Annotated in this window: 21 protein-coding genes; 6 read left to right on the top strand and 15 right to left on the bottom strand. The window is 44.6% G+C overall.

Annotation, left to right across the window (positions count from 1 at the left end):
* The first annotated feature begins 33 nt into the window (after positions 1 to 33).
* Together cysZ and ACIGBN_RS10300 are read left to right on the top strand one after the other, a co-directional pair.
* On the top strand, positions 34 to 813 hold the full coding sequence (gene cysZ / locus ACIGBN_RS10305; RefSeq protein WP_133002208.1) for a sulfate transporter CysZ: 780 nt from the start codon (positions 34 to 36) through the stop codon (positions 811 to 813).
* Positions 813 to 1667 (top strand): response regulator, encoded by an 855-nt coding sequence (locus ACIGBN_RS10300; protein WP_396665257.1) that lies wholly within the window; start codon positions 813 to 815, stop codon positions 1665 to 1667. Before cysZ ends, ACIGBN_RS10300 begins: the two co-directional genes overlap by 1 nt.
* 47 nt (positions 1668 to 1714) lie before the next feature.
* Here the strand turns inward: ACIGBN_RS10300 and phoR are convergent, their stop codons facing one another.
* The 9 genes from phoR to ACIGBN_RS10255 all read right to left on the bottom strand — a co-directional run bounded on the left by phoR (position 1715) and on the right by ACIGBN_RS10255 (position 10830).
* Positions 1715 to 3052, bottom strand: coding sequence for a phosphate regulon sensor histidine kinase PhoR (gene phoR / locus ACIGBN_RS10295; protein WP_133002206.1), 1338 nt, complete (start codon positions 3050 to 3052; stop codon positions 1715 to 1717).
* A gap of 3 nt (positions 3053 to 3055) precedes the next feature.
* Complete coding sequence (gene phoB / locus ACIGBN_RS10290; RefSeq protein WP_133002205.1) at positions 3056 to 3751, bottom strand: phosphate regulon transcriptional regulator PhoB; 696 nt, start codon at positions 3749 to 3751, stop codon at positions 3056 to 3058.
* 83 nt (positions 3752 to 3834) lie between these two features.
* Complete coding sequence (gene ubiA / locus ACIGBN_RS10285; protein WP_341566354.1) at positions 3835 to 4689, bottom strand: 4-hydroxybenzoate octaprenyltransferase; 855 nt, start codon at positions 4687 to 4689, stop codon at positions 3835 to 3837.
* Complete coding sequence (locus tag ACIGBN_RS10280; protein ID WP_243711938.1) at positions 4686 to 5243, bottom strand: chorismate lyase; 558 nt, start codon at positions 5241 to 5243, stop codon at positions 4686 to 4688. The genes ubiA and ACIGBN_RS10280 overlap by 4 nt, the downstream gene beginning before the upstream one ends.
* 8 nt (positions 5244 to 5251) lie before the next feature.
* Positions 5252 to 6523, bottom strand: coding sequence for an HDOD domain-containing protein (locus tag ACIGBN_RS10275; protein ID WP_133002202.1), 1272 nt, complete (start codon positions 6521 to 6523; stop codon positions 5252 to 5254).
* An 83-nt stretch (positions 6524 to 6606) separates the two neighbouring features.
* Complete coding sequence (locus ACIGBN_RS10270) at positions 6607 to 7386, bottom strand: amino acid ABC transporter ATP-binding protein (RefSeq protein ID WP_341563536.1); 780 nt, start codon at positions 7384 to 7386, stop codon at positions 6607 to 6609.
* Positions 7387 to 7408: 22 nt separating this feature from the next.
* A complete protein-coding gene (locus ACIGBN_RS10265) occupies positions 7409 to 8509 on the bottom strand; it encodes an amino acid ABC transporter permease (RefSeq protein ID WP_396665253.1) in 1101 nt (366 codons plus the stop codon).
* A 10-nt stretch (positions 8510 to 8519) separates the two neighbouring features.
* Complete coding sequence (locus tag ACIGBN_RS10260) at positions 8520 to 9698, bottom strand: amino acid ABC transporter permease (protein WP_341563540.1); 1179 nt, start codon at positions 9696 to 9698, stop codon at positions 8520 to 8522.
* 109 nt (positions 9699 to 9807) lie between these two features.
* On the bottom strand, positions 9808 to 10830 hold the full coding sequence (locus ACIGBN_RS10255; RefSeq protein WP_396665250.1) for an amino acid ABC transporter substrate-binding protein: 1023 nt from the start codon (positions 10828 to 10830) through the stop codon (positions 9808 to 9810).
* A 547-nt stretch (positions 10831 to 11377) separates the two neighbouring features.
* Between ACIGBN_RS10255 and lrp the strand changes: the two genes are divergently transcribed.
* Positions 11378 to 11854 carry a leucine-responsive transcriptional regulator Lrp gene (lrp, locus tag ACIGBN_RS10250; RefSeq protein ID WP_133002197.1) on the top strand — a complete coding sequence of 159 codons (477 nt, stop codon included), beginning with the start codon at positions 11378 to 11380 and terminating at the stop codon, positions 11852 to 11854.
* 82 nt (positions 11855 to 11936) lie between these two features.
* Here lrp and recG read toward each other — a convergent pair whose 3' ends face one another.
* Both recG and ACIGBN_RS10240 read right to left on the bottom strand, forming a co-directional pair.
* Positions 11937 to 14018, bottom strand: coding sequence for an ATP-dependent DNA helicase RecG (gene recG / locus ACIGBN_RS10245; RefSeq protein WP_396665248.1), 2082 nt, complete (start codon positions 14016 to 14018; stop codon positions 11937 to 11939).
* 7 nt (positions 14019 to 14025) lie between these two features.
* Positions 14026 to 14931: a hydrogen peroxide-inducible genes activator gene (locus tag ACIGBN_RS10240; protein ID WP_133002195.1), complete on the bottom strand. Its 906-nt coding sequence runs from the start codon at positions 14929 to 14931 to the stop codon at positions 14026 to 14028.
* Positions 14932 to 15035: 104 nt separating this feature from the next.
* On the opposite strand from ACIGBN_RS10240, the gene ACIGBN_RS10235 reads away from it, so the two are divergent.
* Positions 15036 to 15881: an NAD-dependent epimerase/dehydratase family protein gene (locus tag ACIGBN_RS10235; RefSeq protein ID WP_133002194.1), complete on the top strand. Its 846-nt coding sequence runs from the start codon at positions 15036 to 15038 to the stop codon at positions 15879 to 15881.
* A 73-nt stretch (positions 15882 to 15954) separates the two neighbouring features.
* Here ACIGBN_RS10235 and ACIGBN_RS10230 read toward each other — a convergent pair whose 3' ends face one another.
* From ACIGBN_RS10230 to gmk, 4 genes are all read right to left on the bottom strand, one after another.
* Positions 15955 to 16341 carry a RidA family protein gene (locus tag ACIGBN_RS10230; RefSeq protein ID WP_133002193.1) on the bottom strand — a complete coding sequence of 129 codons (387 nt, stop codon included), beginning with the start codon at positions 16339 to 16341 and terminating at the stop codon, positions 15955 to 15957.
* A gap of 84 nt (positions 16342 to 16425) precedes the next feature.
* The gene (locus tag ACIGBN_RS10225; RefSeq protein ID WP_133002192.1) at positions 16426 to 18540 is read right to left on the bottom strand and encodes a bifunctional (p)ppGpp synthetase/guanosine-3',5'-bis(diphosphate) 3'-pyrophosphohydrolase; all 2115 of its coding nucleotides are present in this window, start codon (positions 18538 to 18540) and stop codon (positions 16426 to 16428) included.
* Between the two features lie 62 nt (positions 18541 to 18602).
* Positions 18603 to 18827 carry a DNA-directed RNA polymerase subunit omega gene (gene rpoZ / locus ACIGBN_RS10220; RefSeq protein WP_133002191.1) on the bottom strand — a complete coding sequence of 75 codons (225 nt, stop codon included), beginning with the start codon at positions 18825 to 18827 and terminating at the stop codon, positions 18603 to 18605.
* A gap of 58 nt (positions 18828 to 18885) precedes the next feature.
* Positions 18886 to 19509 (bottom strand): guanylate kinase, encoded by a 624-nt coding sequence (gene gmk, locus ACIGBN_RS10215; protein WP_133002190.1) that lies wholly within the window; start codon positions 19507 to 19509, stop codon positions 18886 to 18888.
* A 247-nt stretch (positions 19510 to 19756) separates the two neighbouring features.
* On the opposite strand from gmk, the gene ACIGBN_RS10210 reads away from it, so the two are divergent.
* Together ACIGBN_RS10210 and ACIGBN_RS10205 are read left to right on the top strand one after the other, a co-directional pair.
* Positions 19757 to 21982 (top strand): EAL domain-containing protein, encoded by a 2226-nt coding sequence (locus ACIGBN_RS10210; RefSeq protein ID WP_396665244.1) that lies wholly within the window; start codon positions 19757 to 19759, stop codon positions 21980 to 21982.
* The gene (locus ACIGBN_RS10205; RefSeq protein WP_396665242.1) at positions 21979 to 23874 is read left to right on the top strand and encodes an ATP-binding protein; all 1896 of its coding nucleotides are present in this window, start codon (positions 21979 to 21981) and stop codon (positions 23872 to 23874) included. The genes ACIGBN_RS10210 and ACIGBN_RS10205 overlap by 4 nt, the downstream gene beginning before the upstream one ends.
* Positions 23875 to 23897 lie beyond the last annotated feature (23 nt).

Raw genomic sequence — 23897 nt, 5'->3', positions numbered from 1 at the left:
TGATAAAAATTGACTAAATTTAAGGTAGGAAGAGTGATTACACAGCCATTTAAGGCCGCAGGTGCGTTTTTGAAAGCATTACCTTTGGCCGTTTCACCTGGGTTGAGAATATTTATTGTGGTGCCCTTGTTAGCAAACTTTGCCTTAATGGCTCTGCTTTACATGGTGGCATTGAGTTATTTCAATGATCTGATTACCATCGCGATGGATTATCTACCCGGTTGGCTGGCCTTTTTGCACTGGTTGTTCTATCTGATTTTTGCCGCCATTATCACAGTGTTACTGTTTTACAGCTTCTCGGTTGGTATCAACATCTTGGCCGCGCCTTTTATGGCGTTTCTTGCCGAGAAAGTGGAAGAGCGTCAAACCGGAAAAGTATTCGATGAGGCGCTTAATGCCAAAGCCATATTGGTGATGACGGGACGAACGTTACAGCGTGAACTGCAAAAAATACTGTATTTCTTACCGCGTTTTATTTTACTGCTGATGCTGTCATTTATTCCCCTCGTCAATGTTGTTGCGCCTGTCTTGCTCTTACTCTTTTCTGCTTGGATGCTATCGTTGCAATATATGGATTATGCCTTTGATAACAATAAGGTAGCCTTTCACGATATGCGTCAGATGTTGCGCACTAAACCTTTGTTATGTTGGACATTCGGTGGCATCGTTATGGTGTGTCTAACGATACCTTTGCTTAACTTATTTGTGATGCCGATTGCGGTGGTTGCCGCGACTTTATTGTGGATTTCGGTATTTAGACCACAACACGGAGATGTGTCTTCGTTAGTGGGCCGTACGAGTGGACTTTTATAATGTCGATAAAAATTCTTGTCGTGGATGACGCGTCCTTTACCCGTGATTTGATCAAACGAACAATACGCCAGCAATTCCCAGCGTCTGTTGTGGAAGAAGCCGTAAATGGCCGAAAAGCTCAGAAAATGCTTGAAAAAAGCCAATTTGACATGATTTTGTGTGATTGGGAAATGCCGGAAATGACGGGTGTTGAACTGCTCAAATGGTGTCGTGAGCAGGCAAATTATAAAAAGGAAGATATCCCTTTTATTATGATTACCAGTCGTGGCGATAAAAGTAATGTGGTGGAAGCGGTGCAATCCGGGGTTACGGATTATTTAGGCAAGCCATTTTCGAGTGAACAGCTGGTTAATAAAATTTTAAGCGCGTCCAAAAAACATAAAATGGAAAGTAAGCTTGCTGCCGAAAAGCCTCGAAATGCAGCGAATGCGGCAGGGCAAGGTGGTGTTGCGGCGGCTTCGATCGATGTCCTAATGGGAGCTGGCAAATCGACTCGGCCAGTACAGGCGACGAAATTTACTCATCCGGCAGCGACGGCTGTCACGAGTAAAGACGTGAAAATACCGACCATGGTGAGATTTGAAGAGAAGCAGTTTCGCTGCATGGTCATTCAGCTGAGTAAACAGGATGTGACTATTCTGATTAAGAGCGATGATGTGGTGCCTCAAGTACTAGGGCAGGCGGTATTAGATTTAGAGCTAGCTGGCCAAGTGAACCGGCTGAATTACTATATTCAATCGGTGGCCACGACAGAAAAGAAACACGACTCCACTTTTCTTACCGTGATCTTAGGGCTTATTGATCAAGATGCAGAAAAAGAGGCGTTTATTGGTAAGTTATTTAATCACTTCTAAGCGTTCATCGTATTAGAAAATGGCTCGCTTTTTAGCGGGCCATTTTTTTATTCTTCGGATATCGGGGCGCTAGAAACGGAGACAGAAGGGATGCTGTCACTGCGTACTCGGCTTGCAGGGAAATGACATGAGAAGACGCTGCCCTGATTCAAATCACTGCGGATTTGTAATTTCGCATCATGATGCATGAGCACATGTTTAACGATGGCGAGTCCGAGGCCTGTTCCTCCTGTTTTAGAGCTACGTCCCTTGTCGACACGAAAGAAGCGCTCAGTAAGGCGTGGTATGTGTCTTGGGTCAATGCCTAAGCCATTGTCTTTCACAGAGAAGACACCGTTAAACTCACTCGACTCCCATGTCACGACAATCTCTCCGCCATCAGGTGAGTACTTAATGGCATTCACAACTAGGTTAGAGAAGGCGCTGTAGAGCTCATTATAGGAGCCATAGATGCGATCATTAGTGGTGATCTCAAAACGTATCTGATGTTTCTCTGAAAGTATCGGGGTGGCCATTTTTTGGATGGCTGACGAGAAATCTTGCATGGCATTCCACTGATCTTCTTCGCGTTTTTCGTTACTTTCCAACCGAGATAGCAACAATAGGTCTTCGATTAAGTGTTCCATTCGAACCGACTGATCAGACATGTTTACTATGCCTTTTTGCATGCTAGGAGGCAGGTTTTCCTTGAACATGTCTAGGGTCTCTAAGTAGCCCTTGATTACGGTAAGAGGGGTTTTTAGTTCGTGAGAAGCGTTGGCAACGAAATCTTTGCGCATTTGTTCTAGCAAGTGAAGTCGGGTCACATCGCGGACAAAAATGAGATGGTCATTCTTATCATAGAGCGTGGTTTGAATTTCCAAATACACCCCTTCTTTCGCAGGGGACTTGATGATCAGCGGTTCCCCAAAACGCTTCTGTGTGAAGTAACGAAAAAAGCTGGGGTTGCGCATAATATTGGTAATGGCTTGGCCACGGTCAACCGGTCGCATGAGGCCAAAAAAATGGCCGGCGGAATTGTTCCACCATTCCAGATTTCCCTCGCTGTCTGCCATGATGACGCCTTCTTTTAGCGCCGCGGTAGAATGCTCGATTCTGGTTAATGCTTGCTGCATACGACGCTTAGATTTGCGTTGTTTTTTCTGCAAGCGATAGACGGCATCAAAGATATCCCCCCAGATACCAGATGCTTCCGGCGGTGGTGCTTTGCCGGAATAGCGTAACCAGTTATGGAATTGGTAAAGCTGATAAAGTTGGTGATAAAGAGAGCCAAGCAGATAGATTAAGACAACAAGAAAAGTCTGCTTAATAATTAACCCGATAACGACACAGGCCGCTAGCCCAAGTAGCCAGCGGATAATAGATTGTCGCCAAATGGTTTTCATATGTTATGCGGTCCGTTTAGCTGAGAATCGGTAGCCCGTGCCTCGGACTGTTTGAATTAACGAGTCGTGGTCTGTGCCAATGGCTTTACGGAGACGACGAATATGAACATCAACGGTTCTTTCTTCAACATAAACATTACCGCCCCATACTTGGTCGAGCAACTGCGCTCTGGAGTAGGCTCTTTCTTGATGCGTCATGAGGAACTTAAGCAAACGGTATTCGGTTGGTCCCATGTCTAAGGGCGTGCTGCCAATGGTGACTCGTTGACTAATTGGGTCAAGCACCAAACCATCAATTTCAATCGGTTCATCAACCCCTTGTGGCGTTGCTCTGCGTAACACGGCTTTTAAGCGAGCGACCAGTTCACGAGGTGAAAAAGGTTTGGTGATGTAGTCATCCGCACCGACTTCTAAACCTTGAATCTTATTGTCTTCTTCGCTTTTCGCGGTCAATAAAATAACGGGGATTTCCGCTGTGGTGCTGTCTTTTTTTAAGCGTCGAGTCAGCTCAATTCCGCTACCGCCTGGCATCATCCAGTCACAGAGAATTAAGTCTGGTCTATGGTCCACAATAATTTCATGGGCTTGTTGGCTATTTTCGGCTTCCATGTATTCGTACCCAGCCATTTCTAGGGCAACCGCGATCATTTCGCGAATGGAAGACTCATCATCAATGATTAATACTTTTTTACCGGTCACAGGATTCACCCTCATCTCAGGAACGGTTTTATTTAATCCGCAAAATGTGACAATTAGGTTACATTGTCACATGTTTGCCATATTTAAACCAAATAACTGACGGCCAAGCCGATGAAAATACAATATCCGATGCGATTATTGTCTAAAAATGCATGGAAACAAGGTAGGCGTTCTCTGCCTTTCGCTTTGTTAAACTGCATGTAAAACAAAACAATAGCAACCAAAATGGACAAAAAGTACGGCCATTGTAAATGCGAAAGCACCCCAATCCACAGTAGCAGAGATAGGGTCAATGCTTGCAAACAAAGGATTACCAACAGATCGTATTGTGCGAAGAGAATGGCAGTTGATTTAACGCCAATCTTGAGATCATCAGGGCGATCCGTCATGGCATAGTAGGTGTCGTAGGCGATGGTCCACAGGCAATTTGCCAAAAACAGCATCCATAGCTGGGGGTCTAGTAAATCGCCTCCCTGCGCGCTGTAAGCCATTGGAATGGCCCAAGAGAATGCAAGCCCCAGAAACAGCTGAGGAAGGTGAGTGTAGCGCTTCATAAAAGGGTATAACGCCGCGAGACCAAGGCCGACAAACGACAAAAGAATCGTACGCAGATCGGTAAATAACACCAGCACAAAGCTTAATACGACCAAGGCAGCGAATAGCCCTAATGCTTCTTTCTCACTGACTCGCCCTGATGGAAGAGGGCGATTTTTAGTGCGATCAACATGGCCATCAATTTTGCGGTCGGCGTAGTCATTAATAACGCAACCCGCGGAACGCATACTAAAAACGCCCAAGACAAAGATCACCACCAATTGCCACTGGGGCCAGCCATCGGCCGCTAGCCAAAGCGCCCATAGTGTTGGCCACATTAATAATAACGACCCAATTGGGCGATTAAAGCGAGTTAGATCAGCGTAATCGTGTAGTTTACTCATAGAGGTCTCAGAATAGGCTTGATGTCGAGAATAGTATCAAAGAAAGCTTCGTTAACTAATATACCTGGCCCATATTGTTGAAAGACGGAGCGTCTTGCCCAGATTTTTTTATTCACGTCTGGGAATAAGCAAGCCGGTAATTCGGCGATTTCAATGGTGCTGCGAGATAAGTTGCGATGACGAAATAAATACCCGCCAAGCGGTTTTTCTTTTAGTTGGCTGACTCTACGCCAGTGACCTCGAAGCGATTGTGCTGGAATGATCGAGCGGCCATAAATCACAGCTTCGCCATTAAACTTCAGGAGCACGGTGCGAATACGAGCGGCATGCCGAGGAGAGAGTCCCAACTTTCTTCTTTCTCTTTGGGTTGGCTTGCCCCAGCCGTCCTCTAATATTTCTACGCTCAAGGTTCCCGCTTGTTGTAACTTCTTAGTCAATGAGGCCGCAGTGGAAAGCCAAGGCCATAAATCCGCTGGGATTTTTGCTTTGTTCACTCTGTGTATAGGGTGCCAGCGGTAATCTAATTGCTGTGCAATGGTATGGTTGATCTGCATTATAGGGCTTAAGACTTCTTACCGTTGATCAGGGCGACCATTTTATACAGTTCTGCCGAAGATTGCTGGACTTTGCTATGACAGGCTTCTACTTGTTCTAACGAAACCCCCATGCGCTCAAGAACAGAGGGCTCTATTTCTTGGTGACTATTAAGCTGGTGTGTAATGTACAGAAGATTCGCTAAGTTGGCGTATTCACCTTGGTAGCTAGGGGATTTACTGTAACGAATCGCAATACAGATATTCTCTGGAATATCCCAGTGCTTTAGTAACCATGAGCCAAGTTGTTCTTTGGTGAAACGCAAAATTTGCATTTCGACAATGTCTGACGTTAGGTGGGCATTGGCTTCTTTGTAGCGAGATAAAATAGAAAAATGGGGCGGCATCATAGTGCTAATCGCGAGAAATCCGAAATTATGCAACAGGCCCGTTAGGTAGGCATGCCCGCTACTTGGGCGGTGGGCAATAGGCACGACTGCAACCAGCGCTTCCATCAAAGCGGCATGGGAGACTGAGCTAAGCCAAAAATCTTCATAGTGACGAGGGCCGTCTTCTGGTTGCGCAAAAGCATTTCCCATTGAAAGACCAAGTGCCAAGTTCATCACCATATCATAGCCAAGCACACGAATAATCGCGTCTTTAACGGACTCTATGCCCCCTTTTGCACCGTAATAGGGGGAGGCCGCCCAGCTGACAACTTGTGCTGCCAAGCTTGGGTCTAGGCTAATCACATCACACAGCTCATCCATACCGGATGACTCATTGGAACTGAGTCGTATTATTTGGTTAGAAATCGCCGGCAGAGGCGGGATTTCTAAGGTTTCTTCCAGTCGTTGCTTGAGTCGGATCGATTGGAATTGACCGAGAGACTCCAGCATTTGTTGTTCGTCATTAAGATAATTACTGGAGGGTTTTTGGATGTCGTCTATGTGAATGGAAATGTTTTCGAAACGGCTAAGAGGGCCTGAAAAACGGGTGATAAAATCCTCAGTAGACAGCTGATGATATTGGCTGTTCGCATTACTGCGAATCTCGATAAAAGATTCTTTTAGAAGGCTTTTTTCTATGATGCTAGAGCAGTTAGCAGATTGTAAAAGAGGGTCACCAGCGGTGTTGTAATTAGCGATGGGATCAAAGCGACGCTTTGTTAAACGTGCAATAGCGGCCAAGTCTAGCATGCTATCTTCAGGGAAAATAACCTGTAAGCGCCCTGTATGGTCCGCCAAATGGACCACTCGTACTTTTTTGGTATGGGTTAACTCTGGTGCTACGAACTTCATAAATCAGCTCAAATAGAATCGTTGCTTAAAACGTAAAAAAGGCTCCTAAAAGGAGCCTTTTAAATATAGCAGTTTTTGAATGATTAGTGATTCAAAATTTGGCTCAAGAACATTTGAGTTCGATCATGTTGTGGGTTATCGAAGAACTCGTGAGGCTCATTTGCTTCCACGATTTCTCCGGCATCCATAAACACAACGCGGTCAGCAACGGTTTTAGCAAAGCCCATTTCGTGGGTAACACACACCATGGTCATGCCTTCTTCTGCTAATTGAACCATAGTGTCCAATACTTCCTTGATCATTTCAGGGTCAAGGGCAGAGGTTGGCTCATCAAATAGCATGATGCGAGGTTGCATGCACAAGCCTCGTGCAATCGCCACACGTTGTTGTTGACCACCTGAGAGCTGTCCTGGGTATTTCAATGCTTGGTTAGCGATTTTTACACGCTCCAAGTAATGCATTGCCATTTCTTCAGCTTCTTTTTTAGGCATTTTACGTACCCAAATCGGAGCCAACGTCAGGTTTTCTAGGATAGTGAGATGAGGAAACAAATTGAAATGCTGGAACACCATGCCAACGTCTTTGCGTATGGCTTCGATGTTTTTCAAGTTGTTATTCATTTCAATACCATCGACCAGGATGCTACCTTTTTGATGTTCTTCTAAACGGTTAATACAGCGAGTCATAGTGGACTTACCAGAACCAGAAGGTCCACAGACAACAATGCGCTCACCTTTTTTAATACTGAAGTTAATGTTCTTCAATACATGAAAGTCGCCATACCATTTATTAACATCGTTAAACTCGATGATTGCAGATTCACCCGGCTCTAATTGGGCGCGTGCCATGTTCGTATTTGTCATTTTAAAGGCCTCAAATTCTTAACTAATTCCGCTTGTGTCCGGTGTCTAATTTACGCTCTAGTGCCATACTGTAACGTGACATACCAAAGCAGAAGATCCAGTAAACAAGGGCTGCGAAGGCATAGCCTTCCACTGTTGTTCCTAACCAATTTGTATCGTGATTGGCGGCTTGTATCCTTCCTAAGAAGTCAAACATGCCTACGATATAAACCAGTGTTGTATCTTTAAATAAGCTGATGAACGAGTTCACAATGCCTGGAATAACCAGCTTCAGTGCTTGAGGCAGAATAACCAACACCATTGATTGCCAATAAGTTAACCCCATTGCATCAGCGGCTTCGTATTGGCCTTTTGGAATGGCTTGTAGCCCACCACGAATTACTTCGGCCATATAGGCAGAAGAAAACAGAGTGATACCGATCAATACTCGCAATAATTTATTAAAGTTTAGACCTTCTGGTAAGAACAGCGGGATCATTACCGATGCCATAAACAAAATAGTGATCAATGGTACCGCACGAATCGTTTCGATAAAGACCAAAGAAACAGATTTCGCAACAGGCATGTTAGAGCGACGTCCTAACGCTAATAGCGCCCCTAAAGGGAAGGAGGCAACAATACCAACCACACCCAATAAGACGGTTAAGAACAAGCCACCCCAACGAGATGTTTCCACTACTTCTAAGCCAAATACGCCGCCTGCAAACAAGAAGTAAGCAACCACTGGGTAAACCAGCAGAATGGTTAAAGACAGGAATAGCTTATTAATTGCCTTGATGGCAAACATACCAATGAGAAGAACAATTAGGATTACGGCTAAATTAATGCGCCATGTTTCCTCAGATGGGTATAAGCCATACATGAACTGTTCGAAATAGACATTGATAAACGCCCAACAGGCACCGCCAGCAGTACATTCTGCCTTAGATGCACCTTCCCAGGTTGCGTTGATAATACCCCATTCAATAATGGGAGGAACGAGCAAATAAATAATGTAAATGCTGAATAAAGTTAAGAACACATTCAATGGAGAAGAGAATAAGTTCTGACGTACCCAAGCCACAGGACCTACCGCAGTAGACGGTGGTGGGAGGCTGGGTGATGGTTTAAATTCAATAGCCATATTTAGCCTCCTAGCGCTCAATTAATGACATTTTTTTGTTGTACCAGTTCATGAACAATGAGATCGAAAGACTCAATGAACCGTAAACCAACATACAAAGACCAATGGTTTCAATCGCTTGACCAGTTTGGTTCAGCGTTGTCCCCATGATCACGGCCACCAATTCAGGGTAAGCAATAGCGGCACCCAACGAAGAGTTCTTCGCAAGGTTTAGATATTGGCTTGTTAACGGTGGGATAATAACGCGCAGTGCTTGAGGCAAAACAATCAGACGTTGGGTCATACTGTCGCGCAAGCCTAAAGAGCGAGCGGCTTCTGTTTGACCCCAGTTAACGGAAAGAATACCAGCACGTACGATTTCAGCGATAAAAGCCCCCGTATAAGTTGAAAGAGCCACAAGTACAGCAACAAACTCAGGCGGTAATACCATACCTCCGGTCACGTTAAATCGACTTTTCTGCGGTAAATCAAACTCTAAAGGAAAGCCTGCTGCAGCAAAAAAGAGAAAAGTAACGGCTAGAATAATACCCAGTGATGACCAGTAAGCAGGAAACCATAGCCCTGTACGTGTTTGACGTTTTTTCGCCCATACAATGAGACCGATAGCTAAGGCAATGGAAACTATAAAGCCAACGATGACCAGACCAAAACCATCTTGAGCGATAGGGTTTGGCGAGTAGATGCCACGTTTATTAAGTAGGAAGTCCGCAAACTCATAACTATTACGAGGTACGGGGAGAGCGGCTAGCACAGCAAAGTACCAGAAGAACATTTGCAGTAACAAAGGGATGTTACGCATGGTTTCGATGTAAACCGTTGCAAGGCGTGCAACTAACCAGTTTTTTGATAAGCGAGCCAAGCCCATCACAACGCCAATAATAGTGGCGAGAATAATACCTAGGAGCGAGATCACGAAAGTATTGATCAAAGCAACTAAGAAAGCACGTCCATAAGTGCTGGATTCTGTGTAACTAACAAGGTGTATAAGGATAGGAAAGCCCGCTGGCTCATTTAAAAATGAGAAACCAGTAGAAATCCCTCTGTTTTCTAAGTTGGCTTGTAGGTTACTGAAAAGGTAATAACCAACGAAAACAACGACAGCTAAAAGTACGATCTGAAAGATGAGGGAGCGATTACCGGCATCATTCAGAAAACTTTTGTTACTAGGAGTATTTTTTATATTGCTCATCTTGATTCAGGCAGTAGATATGCTCGTCAGAGGTATAAAGGAAGGGGGAGAGATCCAGCGGCGGATGGCCGCTGGATAATAACCCGAAGCGAGTTACCTAATTCAGATATTAACGTACTGGTGGCGCGTACATGATGCCGCCATTGTTCCATAGATTGTTGATGGCACGAGGAAGGTTAAGCGCAGTGTCTTTACCTAGGTTACGTTCGAACTCTTCGCCGTAGTTACCTACTTCTGCGATAACGTTGTAAGCCCAATCTGCATTAAGACCTAGATCTTGACCCATGTTGCCTTCAGCTCCTAGAAGGCGACGGATGCCTGGATCTTTTGCATCAGCTTTGATCTTAGCGACGTTTTTAGACGTGATGCCCATTTCTTCGGCATTTACTTGTACGTACATTACCCAAGTAACCAAATCTTTCCACTGGTTGTCGCCGTGACGAACCACAGGGCCTAAAGGCTCTTTAGAAATGGTTTCTGGAAGGATGATGTTGTTGCTTGGGTTTTTAAGTTTAGTACGGTGTGCTGCTAAACCGGATTTATCCGTAGTGTAAACATCACAACGACCTGAATCGTATGCGGATACCGCTTCGTCAGCTTTTTGCACGACAACTGGTACGTAAGACATATTGTGCTTACGGAAGAAGTCAGCCATGTTCAATTCTGTTGTTGTACCTTGTTCAGTACAAACGGTTGCGCCATCAAGGTCTAAAGCAGATTCTACACCAAGATCTTTACGAACCATGAAGCCTTGGCCGTCGTAAAAGTTAGTCGCGGTAAAATCAAGACCTAGAGAAACGTCACGAGTATAAGTCCAGGTGGTGTTACGAGAAAGAATATCGATTTCGCCAGATTGTAGTGCAGTGAAACGCTCTTTAGCAGAAAGAGGTGTGAATTTTACTTTTTGAGCATCACCAAAGATAGCGGCAGCAACGGCGCGGCAAGCGTCAACATCGATCCCTGTCCAATTACCTTTGTCATCAGCATTTGAGAAACCTGGCACGCCTTGGCTTACGCCACATTGTACGAAACCTTTTGCTTTAACGTCATCTAGTGTACCTGCGGCAGCACCAGTACTAATGGCGGCAGCAACAGCGGCTGTTGAGAGTAGTTTACAAACGTTCGATTTCATTGATAGCCTCCCAGGCATTTCTTTCTTTTGTGTGTGTTGTATTTTTTCGTTTTTATAAGTCTTGGGACTTATAGGTAAACAATGCAAAAATATTGCCAACATCATGATTATTTTTTTAATTTTAGATACAGAGCATTCTTCTAGAAGAATGTTGCATTACCTAATAGAACGACTGTTGATGGTCTCTAGTCAAGGATAAAGTGCTATAAATATGGTTATTAGTGCATAATTCTTACAAAATAAGCCCATAAAAACAGGAAGGTGTTTAAAAAACAGGCAGTTTTCTTTGTTTATTAAAAAGTGTGTGTTTTTGTAAGAAAACGTGACATCTAATGGTGCATAGCTAAGAAGCAAAATGACTGATATAGGTTAAAAACAGCCAAAAAATACCAATTTGGTGCGTGGACTTTCTTTTGTTTTATATTGGTGCAATTCAAATGACGGTGTTTTTAGGGTAGAAATATATTCTAGAAAGCGCTTCCCATACTTTGTTATCTACATGATAGTATTAACAATACTTTAGTGTGATTAAGGAGATCCATGTCGAATGGAAAGCTCAACTAAACCGCTCGATCGTTTGGACAAAAAGATTCTGCGTGAACTGCAAGTCAACGGCCGCTTATCAAACGTTGAATTAGCCAGTCGTGTAGGCTTGAGTGCGACCCCGTGTTTAGAGCGGGTGCGACGTCTAGAACGTAACGGCTATATCACAGGCTATTGCGCGTTAGTGGACCCTAAAAAGGTGGATGCTGGTTTACTTGTATTTGTGGAAATTCGTTTAAAAACAACTTCCCCAGAAGGTTTCAACGAATTTAAAACCGCGGTCACAGAAATCCCCGAGATTCTTGAGTGTCACTTGATTGCAGGTGATTTCGAATATCTATTAAAAGCGCGTGTGTCCAATATGGATTCTTACCGCTTGTTGCTTGGCGAAACATTACTGACCTTGCCACATGTGCGTGAGTCGAGAACGTATGTGGCGATGGAAGAAGTGAAAAATACCACGGTCGTTAGCATCCCATAAGGGTTGATGACAGCGATATGAAACGAATACAAAAGGCGCGGAAGGGATATTCCAGCGCCTTTTGTTTGGGCGCTGCAGGCGTTTATACGTTCAAATACTGGCTGTGGTTTGGCAGCCATCGAGCCAGTAAGGGCGAGACCCTTTCTGGGTAGTGCTGATGCAGTTGCGTGGCGGCTTTTTGTACATCGTCAAGCAGTGCTTTGTCTCTTTGCAGATCTGCGACTTTAAATTCCCATAGCCCCGTTTGACGAGTGCCTAGTAATTCACCTGGGCCGCGCAGTTCTAAATCTTTTTCCGCAATTTTGAAACCATCACTGGTTTCTCGCATCGTGGATAAGCGTTCTTTCCCTTGTTGGCCTAAAGGGGCTTTATACAATAAGACACAATGGCTGGCCGTTTGCCCTCGACCTACTCGGCCGCGTAATTGATGCAGCTGAGCAAGCCCCAGACGTTCTGGGTTTTCAATGATCATTAAGCTCGCATTAGGCACATCCACACCCACTTCGATGACAGTGGTGGCCACCAGAAGTTGTATCTCATTCGCTTTGAATCTTGCCATAATCTCGGCCTTTTCAGACGACTTAAGTCGTCCGTGAACCAAGCCAATAGACAAACCGTTAAGTTGCTCTGCGAGTAGAATAGCCGTGTCTTCCGCCGCTTGGCATTGTAAGGCTTCTGACTCTTCAATGAGGGTACATACCCAATAGACTTGTTTGCCTTCTTGGCAGGCGATTTTTACACGCTCTATGACTTCGTTACGGCGTTGGTCTGATACCACAATGGTATTAACTGGGGTTCTTCCTGGCGGCAGTTCGTCTATTATTGAGCAATCTAAATCCGCATACGCTGACATGGCCAGGGTACGAGGAATAGGGGTAGCCGTCATAATCAGCTGATGAGGCTGAAACCCTTGTTGTAAGCCCTTTTCTCGCAATGCCATACGTTGATGAACACCAAAGCGATGTTGTTCGTCGATGATGGCCAATGCTAGACGATCAAATTGGACGCTTTCTTGGAAAAGGGCGTGGGTGCCGACGACGATATGAGCGGCGCCCGACGCGATATTTTCCAGTTCGACTTCACGGGCTTTGCCTTTTAGCTTTCCTGCCATCCAAGCGACATTTAAGCCCAGTGGCGTAAACCATTGAGTGAAGTTTGCGAGGTGCTGCTCAGCCAAGATCTCCGTTGGCGCCATAATAGCAACTTGATAACCCGCATTGACGATGGCTGCTGCCGCTAACGCTGCGACCAGTGTTTTTCCTGAGCCGACATCGCCTTGCACTAGGCGGAGCATTGGGTGGCCCGATTGGAGGTCGGTTAAGAGCTCTTGAAAAACACGTTGCTGGGCGTTGGTAGGGGAAAAAGGCAGTTGCTCTAGTAATCCTTGAGCCAGTTGACCTGGTTCTGTTACACGAATCGCCTTGTCTTCTTTGGCTTTGATTTTCTTGCCAATCAAAGACAGCTGATGGGCCATCAGTTCTTCAAAAGAAAGTCGGTATTGTGCAGGATGCGCACCGGCTCGTAATTGCTCTAAATTCGCGTCAGTTGTCGGGTGGTGAAGAAAACGAATCGCGTCGTCTAATGGTGGCAAGCTAAATGACTGACGTATGGTATCGGGCAGCCACTCTTTGAGATTGTAGGGCGTTAAACGCTCCAATGCTTGCTCACACAACTGCCGAATTTTGGCTTGTGTTAGGCCTTCTGTTAACGGATAAATCGGCGTCAATTGATCCGTATCTGAGTGTGTGTCTGTGTTACTAATGATCTTGTATTCAGGATGATAAATTTCAAATCCAGTGCTGCCGCGACGTATTTCCCCAAAGCAACGGATCCGATTACCGGACTCTAATTGCTTTTTTTGCGCCGCAGAAAAATGGAAAAAGCGCAGGCATAAGGTGCCCGTTGAATCCTTGATACGACACAACAAGCTGCGACGTTTGCCCATTTTTATTTCGCAACCGGTGGAAGTGCCTTCAATGACCGCCTCATCACCAAAGCGCAAATGTCCGATGGGCAGCACTCGGGTTCTGTCCTGATAGCGAATGGGGAGATGAAAAAGCAAATCTTGCACCGTATGAAGGTGCAGCTTTGCCAATTTTTCAGCCATGGCATCGCCAACCCCTTTCAGCTCTCTCACATCTTGTGTGTCGAGGTCGTCTATCATGGCGAGCTTAGATATCCAGCTTCTTGCTGGTGTTGCGGATAGCTTGGCTTACCACGTCGATGGCATTTGGGCGTGGGTAGCTTGCACGCCACGCTAAGGCAACAGTACGCTTTGGTGCAGGCTCTTCAAATGGGCGAACTTCTAATAAAGTATGGTCGATGTTTGTGACGGCGGATTTTGGTAGCACAGTGACGCCTAATCCAGATGCCACCATGTAGCGGATGGTTTCTAATGAGCTGCCGTTAACAATGGTGCGTCCTTCGCTAAACTCTTCTTCTTTCACTAAAGGACAAGCTTCTAGAACTTGCTCACTGAAACAGTGCCCTTTGCCTAATAACAGCAAGTTGTCAGTAGAAAGCTGATCCGTGTTGATGTGAGAAAGTTTAGTCCAAGGGTGATCCTTGGGCATTAATACGACAAACTCTTCTTCGTAAATTGGCTGGGTCACTACGTCGGGCTCATTGAAGGGGAGCGCGATAATAATCGCATCGAGCTCGCCATTACGCAGTTTAGGGCGTAAGTTCTCAGTGAGATCTTCTTCAATGATCAATGGCATGTCGTTAGTGATGGCGCGTAGATTAGGGATCATCATCGGGAAAAGGTAGGGCGCAATGGTAAAAATGGCGCCAATTTTAATAGGACCTTTTAGTTGGTTATGACCGGACGACGCCAACTCTTTAATCGTGTTAGCCTGCTCGATAACGCGTTTGGCTTGGGCCACGATTTGCTCACCAATGGGAGTGATATAGACCGAGCTTTTACTGCGTTCGAAGATGGCTGCGCCTAGCTCTTCTTCGAGCTTTTTCACGGCAACACTCAGAGTCGGTTGAGAAACATGGCATTTTTCGGCAGCGTGGCCAAAGTGTTTTTCTTTTGCCAGCATAACAACGTACTTTAATTCAGTTAATGTCATATCGTGCCCTCAACCTAATCATTGTTAATAACTATGATAATACAAAATTTGATAAAGTGTACCAGATAATCTAGTTTGCGCTTTTATTGCTTAAAGAGGTAGTCATGAATTCAAAACGAATCCTGATCGCAGGGTGTGGTGATTTAGGGCGTGGTATGGCGCCGTATTTTGTGGCCAGAGGGGATCAGGTTTACGGTATTCGTCGTACTGGCAGCGCCTTTCCCAAAGGAGTTCATGGGATGACCGGTGATATCACGCAACTGGGAGACGACGATCTGCCTGAGGTGGATCTTATTGTGTTAATCATGACGCCTTCAGGTCGAACGGAAACGGCTTACCGTGCCGCGTATTACGATACGGCTAAGCGTCTTGTAGCGCGTTATCAAAGTGCCCAGACGCCCATTATCTTTGTCTCCAGTACCAGTGTTTATGGGCAAAATAAAGGAGAATGGATTGATCAAAATACACCTCCGCTCGGCAGTAAAGCGACCGCGGCTATCTTGTTAGAAACGGAACAATTGCTCTCGCAAGCTATGCCTTCGATTGCCCTGCGGTGCTCAGGTATTTATGGGCCGAAGCGGTATCGAATGCTCAGCAAAGTGATGTCTGATGAGATTTGGGAAGCAAACAGTTGGACCAATCGTGTGCATCGTCACGATGTTGTGCGCGCTCTGTGTCATGTGGCAGACAAGGTGCTTAGTGGTGCGGCATTGGCGAGTCATTATAATGTTACTGACGATACGCCAGTCACTATGTGGGAGGTGAAGCTGTGTATTGCTAAGCTGCTAGACACTAAAGCGAATCTCCCTGAAAAGGTCAGTGACTTTTTGCCCACTTCAGGCAAGCGAATTAGTAATCAAGCGCTCAAAGAAACAGGATTTTGTTTTCATTACCCTAGTTATGTGAGTGGTTATGATGAGCTAGTAAGCGCTTATCTAGCCGAACACTAGCCATAAAAAAAGAGGCGTCGAGCGCCTCTTTTTAGATCATCTTCATCATGCTGCGAGCAACATGATTGGATAACTAGTCTTCAAGTACCATGATGCCTTCGATTTCAACCTGAACGCCTTTTGGTAGCGCACGAACGCCCATTGCGGCACGAGCTGGGTAAGGTTGTTTGATAAACTGAGTCATCACTTCGTTGACGGTTGCAAAGTTGCCTAGGTCTGTCATGAAAATGTTGAATTTCACAACGTCTTCCAAAGAACCGCCAGCGGCTTCACAAACTGCTTGTAAGTTTTTGAACACTTGCGTGGTTTGCTCAACGATGTCTTCGCTGATCACTTCCATGGTTTCAGCAACCAAAGGAATTTGGCCAGAAAGGTAAACTGTGTTGCCTGCACGAACCGCTTGAGAATAAGGGCCGATTGCTGCTGGTGCTTTTTCAGTGTGAATCACTTGCTTTGCCATGATATTTAATCCCATTTCAATGTTATATCGCCTCGGTCTGTTCTGACTGAGGCGGGTTAAAATATAGAGGTCATGTTAAAGGCTCTAACGACCAACAATGGTCTCACGAGAGACTTTCTCGACGCAACGAACAGCCTTAATACGGCGCATTACGTCTGCTAAGCCAACACGACTAGAAATAGTGATATTCAAACGAAGGCGACTGACACGTCCACGTTCAATAATGTCTAAGTTAGACACTTGATAATCGGTATCGCTGATGGAGCTGGCAATTTTTGCCACGGCACCACGTTCATTAATGTAACTAACAATCAGGCTAATATTGAGATCTTCTTCAATATCTTTGCCCCAAACCATACGGATAAAGCGCTCAGGGCTGGAGAGATGATCTTGAATGTTCGGGCAGTTCAAATGATGAATAATGATCCCTTTATCCACTTGAACGTGACCAACAATTGGGTCTCCAGGAATTGGTGAGCAACATTTCGCATACGAAATCAGCATTCCCTCAGAGCCGTTCACCTTAAAGGATTTCGGCGTGATAAGAGTGTTTTCATCGTAATTTGGGAACAGCTCTCGTGCGACCAAATAACCAACATGTCGGCCTTTGCCGATGGACTCAAGTAAATCATCCAGAGTGTTAAGTTGATGTTGCACAAGGACTTGATCGATTTGCTCTTTCGTTAGTTCTTCAATATTCGTTTTAAAGGCATTTAACGAGCGAGTTAGCAGACGATGTCCGATAGATATCGCATTTTCACGCTGTTTGTCTTTAAGGTAATGGCGAATATTCGTGCGCGCTTTACCCGTGATGGCAAAGCTTAACCAAGCAACGTTAGGTTGCGCATTTTTGGCACTGATGATTTCAACGGTCTGTCCGCTTTCGAGCTGAGTGCTAAGCGGTGCCAGGCGGCGGTTGATGCGACAAGAAATACAGGTGTTACCAATTTCTGTGTGTACGCCATAAGCAAAATCGACCGGTGTAGCACCAGATGGCAGTTCGATGATCTGACCTTTCGGAGTAAATACATACACCTCATCAGGGAACAAATCACTTTTAACATTATCAACAAACTCAATCGGGTTACCTGCTTTTTGCTGGATTTCCAGCAAGCTTTTCACCCATTTCGTTGCTCGATCGTGATTGTTTGGCGCGGCGGCATTGCCACTGAATTTATAAGCCCAATGCGCTGCGATGCCGTTATTAGCGACTAAATCCATCTCTTCGGTGCGGATTTGTACTTCCATCGGTAGGCCATTAGTACCAACAACCGTGGTATGCAGCGATTGGTAGCCATTGGATTTTGGAACGGCGATATAATCTTTAAAGCGGCCTTCGATGGGTTTAAACAAGGCATGAATAATGCCGAGAATGCGATAGCAGCTGTCGTGGCGATCGGTCACGATACGCACACCTAACACATCCATGATTTCATCAAGAGAGCGGCGTTTTTTGCTCATCTTCTGATAAATACTGTAGATGTGTTTTTCTCTCACACTGATATGAGCGTCGATATAGTCGGCGGCTAATTCAGAGCGAATAAAATCTTCAAGTTTTTCGGTATCTTTGCTGCGGTGGCCATATTTCTTGTTGATAGCACGCTGCAGCATGCGAGCCCGCATTGGGTAGTAAGCTTCAAAAGCGAGAGATTCCAGAGCCACTCGAACATTGTACATCCCTAAGCGGTTTGCAATAGGGGCATAAATATCGAGAGTTTCGCGAGCAATACGGCGTTTTTTGTGAGCTGGCATCGAATCCAGCGTGCGCATATTGTGCAGACGGTCCGCCAATTTGACGAGAATGACTCGAATGTCATCCGCCATGGCCATGGCCATTTTCTGGAAGTTATGAGCTTGCTTTTCAATTTGGCTATTGAACTCAAGATGCGTCAGTTTACTAACGCCATCAACCAAACTGGCAACGCCTTCTCCAAACTGCTCAGTTAACGCTTCACGGCTGATGCCGGTGTCTTCGATAACGTCATGAAGGAGGGCTGCTGTTAACCCTTCACTGTCCATGCGTAAATCCGCAAGGATTTCAGCGGCAGCAAGTGGATGGGTAACATAAGGTTCGCCACTTTTACGCCATTGCCCATCATGAGCTTGTTCTGCGTAATAGTATGCGCGTTTTACCTGAGCGACTTGCTCGTGAGGTAAATATTGACTTAATGTCTGAGCTAAATTTTCAATGGTATACATCGCTCACCTCACAACAGCAAATAGAAAGCACGACGGCAGTGGTATGAGCGACACCATCAATATTAGAACTCGTGAATAGGTTGCTTTTGAAGATCAACGTTTTTGGCGTTAATCAAGTTTTCAGCTATTTCACGTAAAGCAACTACGGTTACTTTGTCGTCTTCAAGTGCCACTTTCGCTTCTTCACCACCAGTGGCAAGTTGACGTGCACGTTTTGATGCCACCATGACTAATTCAAAGCGGTTATCAACGTTTTCTAAACAATCTTCTACGGTAACTCGAGCCATTTTGACCTCTGTATTGCGGTTATCTATTTATGCAAATGTAATTCTACTTAACGGCTTCTCATAATGACAAGAGATCATTGATAAGATTGCCATATTTTTGTTTCATTACGGTGTTTTTTGAGCGCATTGCGGTAAAAATCGACTGCATTTGTGTTAACGCGGTCTCAAAGTCGTCATTTACGATGACAAAATCGTATTCATCATAGTGTGACATCTCAGCAACTGCCTTACTCATGCGACGCTGAATGACCTCTTCACTGTCTGTTCCGCGACCATGCAAACGTTCTTCAAGTGCTTTTAAAGAAGGCGGTAATATAAAGACACCAATGGCATCTGGGTAGAGCTTACGCACTTGGCGCGCGCCTTGCCAATCGATCTCTAGAATAACGTCTAAGCCTTGCTCTAGCATGTTGAAAATCGACGCTTTCGAAGTGCCATAATAGTTATCAAACACTTGAGCATGTTCGAAAAAGGCATCTTCGGCAATCATATCTAAAAAATCTTCGTCTTCAGTAAAGTAGTATTCACGACCATGCTCTTCACCTTTTCGTGGTGCTCTTGTGGTGTGAGATATCGAAATACGAACCTTATCATCCGCTTGTAATAATGCTTTATATAAAGAAGATTTGCCTGCACCAGAAGGCGCAGAAAGGATAAATAAGTTGCCCGTGTGTCGATCCATATTACCTTTAAACCCAGTTGAGATTAGCCAAAATATAAGTAATATGACTATATCATAATATGCTGTTTTTCGCTCCGCTTATGTTCTATTGAGGCATTAGAAGGTACTTTCTAGGTGTGTATGCCAAAGGAACACTTTGAATTTGAGGGAAATACAATTCGAATGGTTTTAGTTAGGAAAAATAAGTCTCTAGCATCTAGACTTTTAATAATGAAAAAATGTTTTCAGAGCAAGGATGAGCCGTTCTATGAATACAGCGAAACTGGAAAAAACACACACACCTTTGCTTGAGCAAAGAAGCCACACCTACAAAGTACTTTCAGTGGAAGATGACCTAGATTACCAAGAAGCGTTAATCAACGCTTTGGTGACGCTAAACTACGATGATAAAGATGTTGAAATCCTAACGGCTAATTCAGCAAGAGAAGCGATAAAAGTGATCGCTAAAAACCCAGATATTAGCGTTATCTTGCTCGATGTGATTATGGAAGCTGACGATGCAGGGTTACGACTTGTCGATACGATTCGAGATGGAATAGGCAATGATCTTGTTCGAATTGTATTGTTAACTGGGCAATCAGGTGCAGCGCCAGTAAACGATATTATGAAAAATTATGATATTGATGACTACTGGAGCAAGCCGGATCTTACCCATGATCATCTCCAGACGATTATTTTAAGCAACCTACGAACCTGGCATCATTTAAAAGACATGAAAGAGGCTCGGCATGGCATGCAAATGCTTGTTGAGTCGAGTCAGCGGCTTGCAACTAAACGTGATATTTTGGCTTATACCCAATCGATTCTAGAAGAAGTCTCCCAATTACTAAATATGAAAACAGGCGGTATTGTTTGTTTCTCGAGTGGCTTCGATCATGGTGTTGAACAAGCACTTATTGTCGCCGCCAGTGGGGACTTAGCACATTACTCTCATCAATATTTAGGCAATGTTCTTGATGACAAAGAGCTCATGGTTTGCATCTCTAAAGCCTGTCAGGCTAAGCAACATGTTTTTATTGAAGGTTACTCAATCTTATTCTTTGCCAATAAAGAGCTCGAAGGAAAAGAGTGTATTTTGCTGGTGAAGTTAGACAGAGAGTTATTGCCGAATGATCTGAATTTGCTGCAAGTCATGTGTGAAAATATCAATGTAGGTTTTCGCAATGTTGCTTTGCATGGCAAATTAACTGAGTTGGCGTATTTCGATCCGGTGTCGGGTATTCATAATAAAAACTGGCTATCGCGCGAGATTAAAAATATGTCATTGGTCGATTTGCCATATGCCAAATTACTGATGCTACATGTGGAAGATCTGTCCCACACTGAAACTGTTTTTGGGACAAAATTTGTTGACCAACTTATTCAGTCGCTTTACAGCCACTTACGAACTTATTTTACTGACAACATCAATATTGCCTTGATCGACAGAGACACATTAGCCGTCGTTGTTTATACCAATCAAGAGTATGACGAACAAAAATTAGAGCCGATTATTCATGCCAACCTGAGCATTGAGGATGTCACTCACTCGGTCGATATTGTTATGAGCTCGATTGATTTGGCTTTGTTTGATCATTATGAAGCAGAGCAAATTATTAGTGCTGGAGAAAGTGCATTAGAGCACGCTAAACGCCATGGCTTATCCTTTTTGGTGTATAGCGAAGCATTGGCGACGGCGATGTCAGAGCGCTATGCATTGCTGAAAGACCTTCGTGATGCTGTGGTGAAAGACCAGATCGAGATCTATTTACAACCTAAAGTCTCTCTAGAAAATAGTGAGCTAATCGGTTTTGAAGCCTTAGCTCGTTGGAAACACCATAGTGGTTCCTATATTCCCCCAGATCAATTTATCACCCTTGCTGAAAGCTGCGGTTTGATAGGGCGACTAGACGAAAATATCATGCGCCGTTCTTGTGTGGCACAGAAAGCCTTGATTGAGCAGGGTATTCGTGTCCCTATCTCCGTTAATGTGACGGGCGGAGACGTGGTTCGCCCAGATTATTTTGAGCGATTAGAAGCCTTGTTTAGAGAACTTGATGTGGACTCTCAGCTTATTGAGCTGGAGATCACAGAAACGCAGTTGATCGAAGAAAAAGCCGTTATTTGTAAGCAGCTTGATGCGCTGAAAAAAAGCGGTATGAAAGTAAACATTGATGATTTTGGTACTGGCTATTCGTCATTAGCGTATTTGTCGAGTTTGGCTCTTTCTACGCTAAAAATTGACCGCAGCTTTGTTTGGCGCATGGCTGACTCAGAAAAAGATTGGCAGATACTAAAAATGATTATCGATCTGGCCCAAGTCTTGGGGCTTTCCGTGATAGCAGAAGGTATAGAAACCGATACCCAGAGACAGAATTTGATTGATTTAGGGTGTCAACAAGGGCAAGGCTATCTGTTTGCGCGACCTATGCCGCTAGAGCAGGTGATTAGCTGGGTAGAAGGACATTCTGGGAGCCAGGGTCTAGCCCGATGACGCGCATCCCTAAGAAAATGCTATTTCCGACGACTATGATTACTCTTTTTTTAGTTGTCGTATTGGTAGGGTGGAGTAATTACCGGTTATTCGAAAATCGATATGTCACTCAGTTAACCCTAGAAGAATCTGGACTTTTATCGCAAGGAAGCAGCCTTTTTAACCGTGAATTAGGACATATAAAAAGTACGACGCTTTTCCTTCGGAATAGCGTGTATGCACTTCTTACCTCCCATCACCATATTCCTGAGTCTGTTTTTTGGCAGTCTGATATTTCGCAAATCTTCTCTCAATTTGCGCTGACTTCCCCTTTTATTTCTCAAGTACGCTGGCTTGACTCGAATGGTAAAGAGCTAATACGCATCAACGCCCGTGATGGGAAGATAGCCGTGGTCCCCGCTAGTCAATTACAAGATAAGTCGGACCGCTATTATTTTCAGCAAGCCAAGCTTGCAACAGAAAACGATGTCTATATTTCCCCTGTTGATCTGAATATGGAAAACGACCAAATTGTTCGCCCTCTTGAACCCACTCTACGAGGTGCGGTGTCTATCAATCGTGAGCGTCAAGGTGTGCTAGTGGTCAATTATGACCTGACCAAGTTATTCGCTCAGCTTAGAACCTTGTCCAATGATCGTTTTTTTATGGATGTGGTGAGCGAAAATGGTGAGTGGCTGATCAGTCAAGACGCTCAAAAAGAATGGGCTAGTGCCTTAAAGCAAGATAAACAGACGAACTATGTAAAGTCTTTGTACCCCAAAGTGTGGGCATCCATTTCTTCTGAAGAAGGGCTTTCTAGTCGCATTTCAGAGGGGCAAGTTTGGAGCTCAATGAGGGTAATAGTCGAAGCACCAATCTCGTCTATGGAGACGGAGCAGTCCTCATTTTTGTATTTTGTTGCACGTTCACGAAGTCATGTGCTGGATGAGTATCGAGAATACCTCCAATGGTTAATTTTCTCTTTGGGCAGTGCGGCCTTTCTTATCTTGTCCTTTTTAGTGTGGTGGCAAATGAACGCGTCTTATAAACGCCGTGCTCTATTGTCTGCATTAGAGGCAGAGCAAGCACAGCTCAAAGTCGCCAATAATGAGTTTAACGTGGTTAATCACCAATTGGTTGAGCTACAAAGTGAGTTGGTAGAGAACAGCAAACTATCGGCATTAGGGCTAATGGTGGCAGGCTTAGCCCATGAAATGAATACGCCATTGGGAGGCGTGCGTATGGCACTGTCTTCATTAACCGCATTGATTAATAAAGAGGCGGATTCGTTGTCAGATAGAAATCGTCAGAGTATGGGAAAAACACTAGAAATAGCGGAGAAAAACCTTACACGAGCGATCAATCTAGTCGCGAGTTTCAAACGTATTACCTTGGATCGCTCAGGACAGGATGTGCAGGATTTTGTACTCAATAGTGTGCTACAGGACCTATTAACTGTGTATAAGCCTAGATTGAAGCGCTTTCCTCACGTGTTAATAAAGGATGAGTGTGACGCAGATATTCATATGCAAGGTTTTCCTGGGATCCTTTCCCAAGTGATACAAAACTTGATAGACAATGCGCTGCAGCATGGTTTGAAAGATTATCCGAAAGGCATTATTACGCTGACAGCAAAATGCCAGAATGACATGTTAGCACTAAGCGTCAAGGATAATGGTAACGGTATTTCTTCCGAGGTACGGGAGCGTATTTTTGACCCCTTTGTGACGACCGGACGAGTCGATAAACACACTGGGCTTGGTCTGCATTTAGTTCATCAATGGGTATATACCCTTATGAAGGGCCGAATAGAAATCGAGTCTAAAGAAGGAGAAGGAACGAGTTTTACTATCATCATCCCTTTGGTACAAACCAGAGATGTATCATTAGAGGAGATGTCCAAAGGGTTATAAACCCCTTGGTCATCTATCATTTC

It is taken from the genome of Marinomonas sp. NPDC078689 (assembly GCF_044542435.1).
GTDB lineage: Bacteria > Pseudomonadota > Gammaproteobacteria > Pseudomonadales > Marinomonadaceae > Marinomonas > Marinomonas arenicola.
This window is presented reverse-complemented; position numbering and strand designations above follow the sequence as displayed.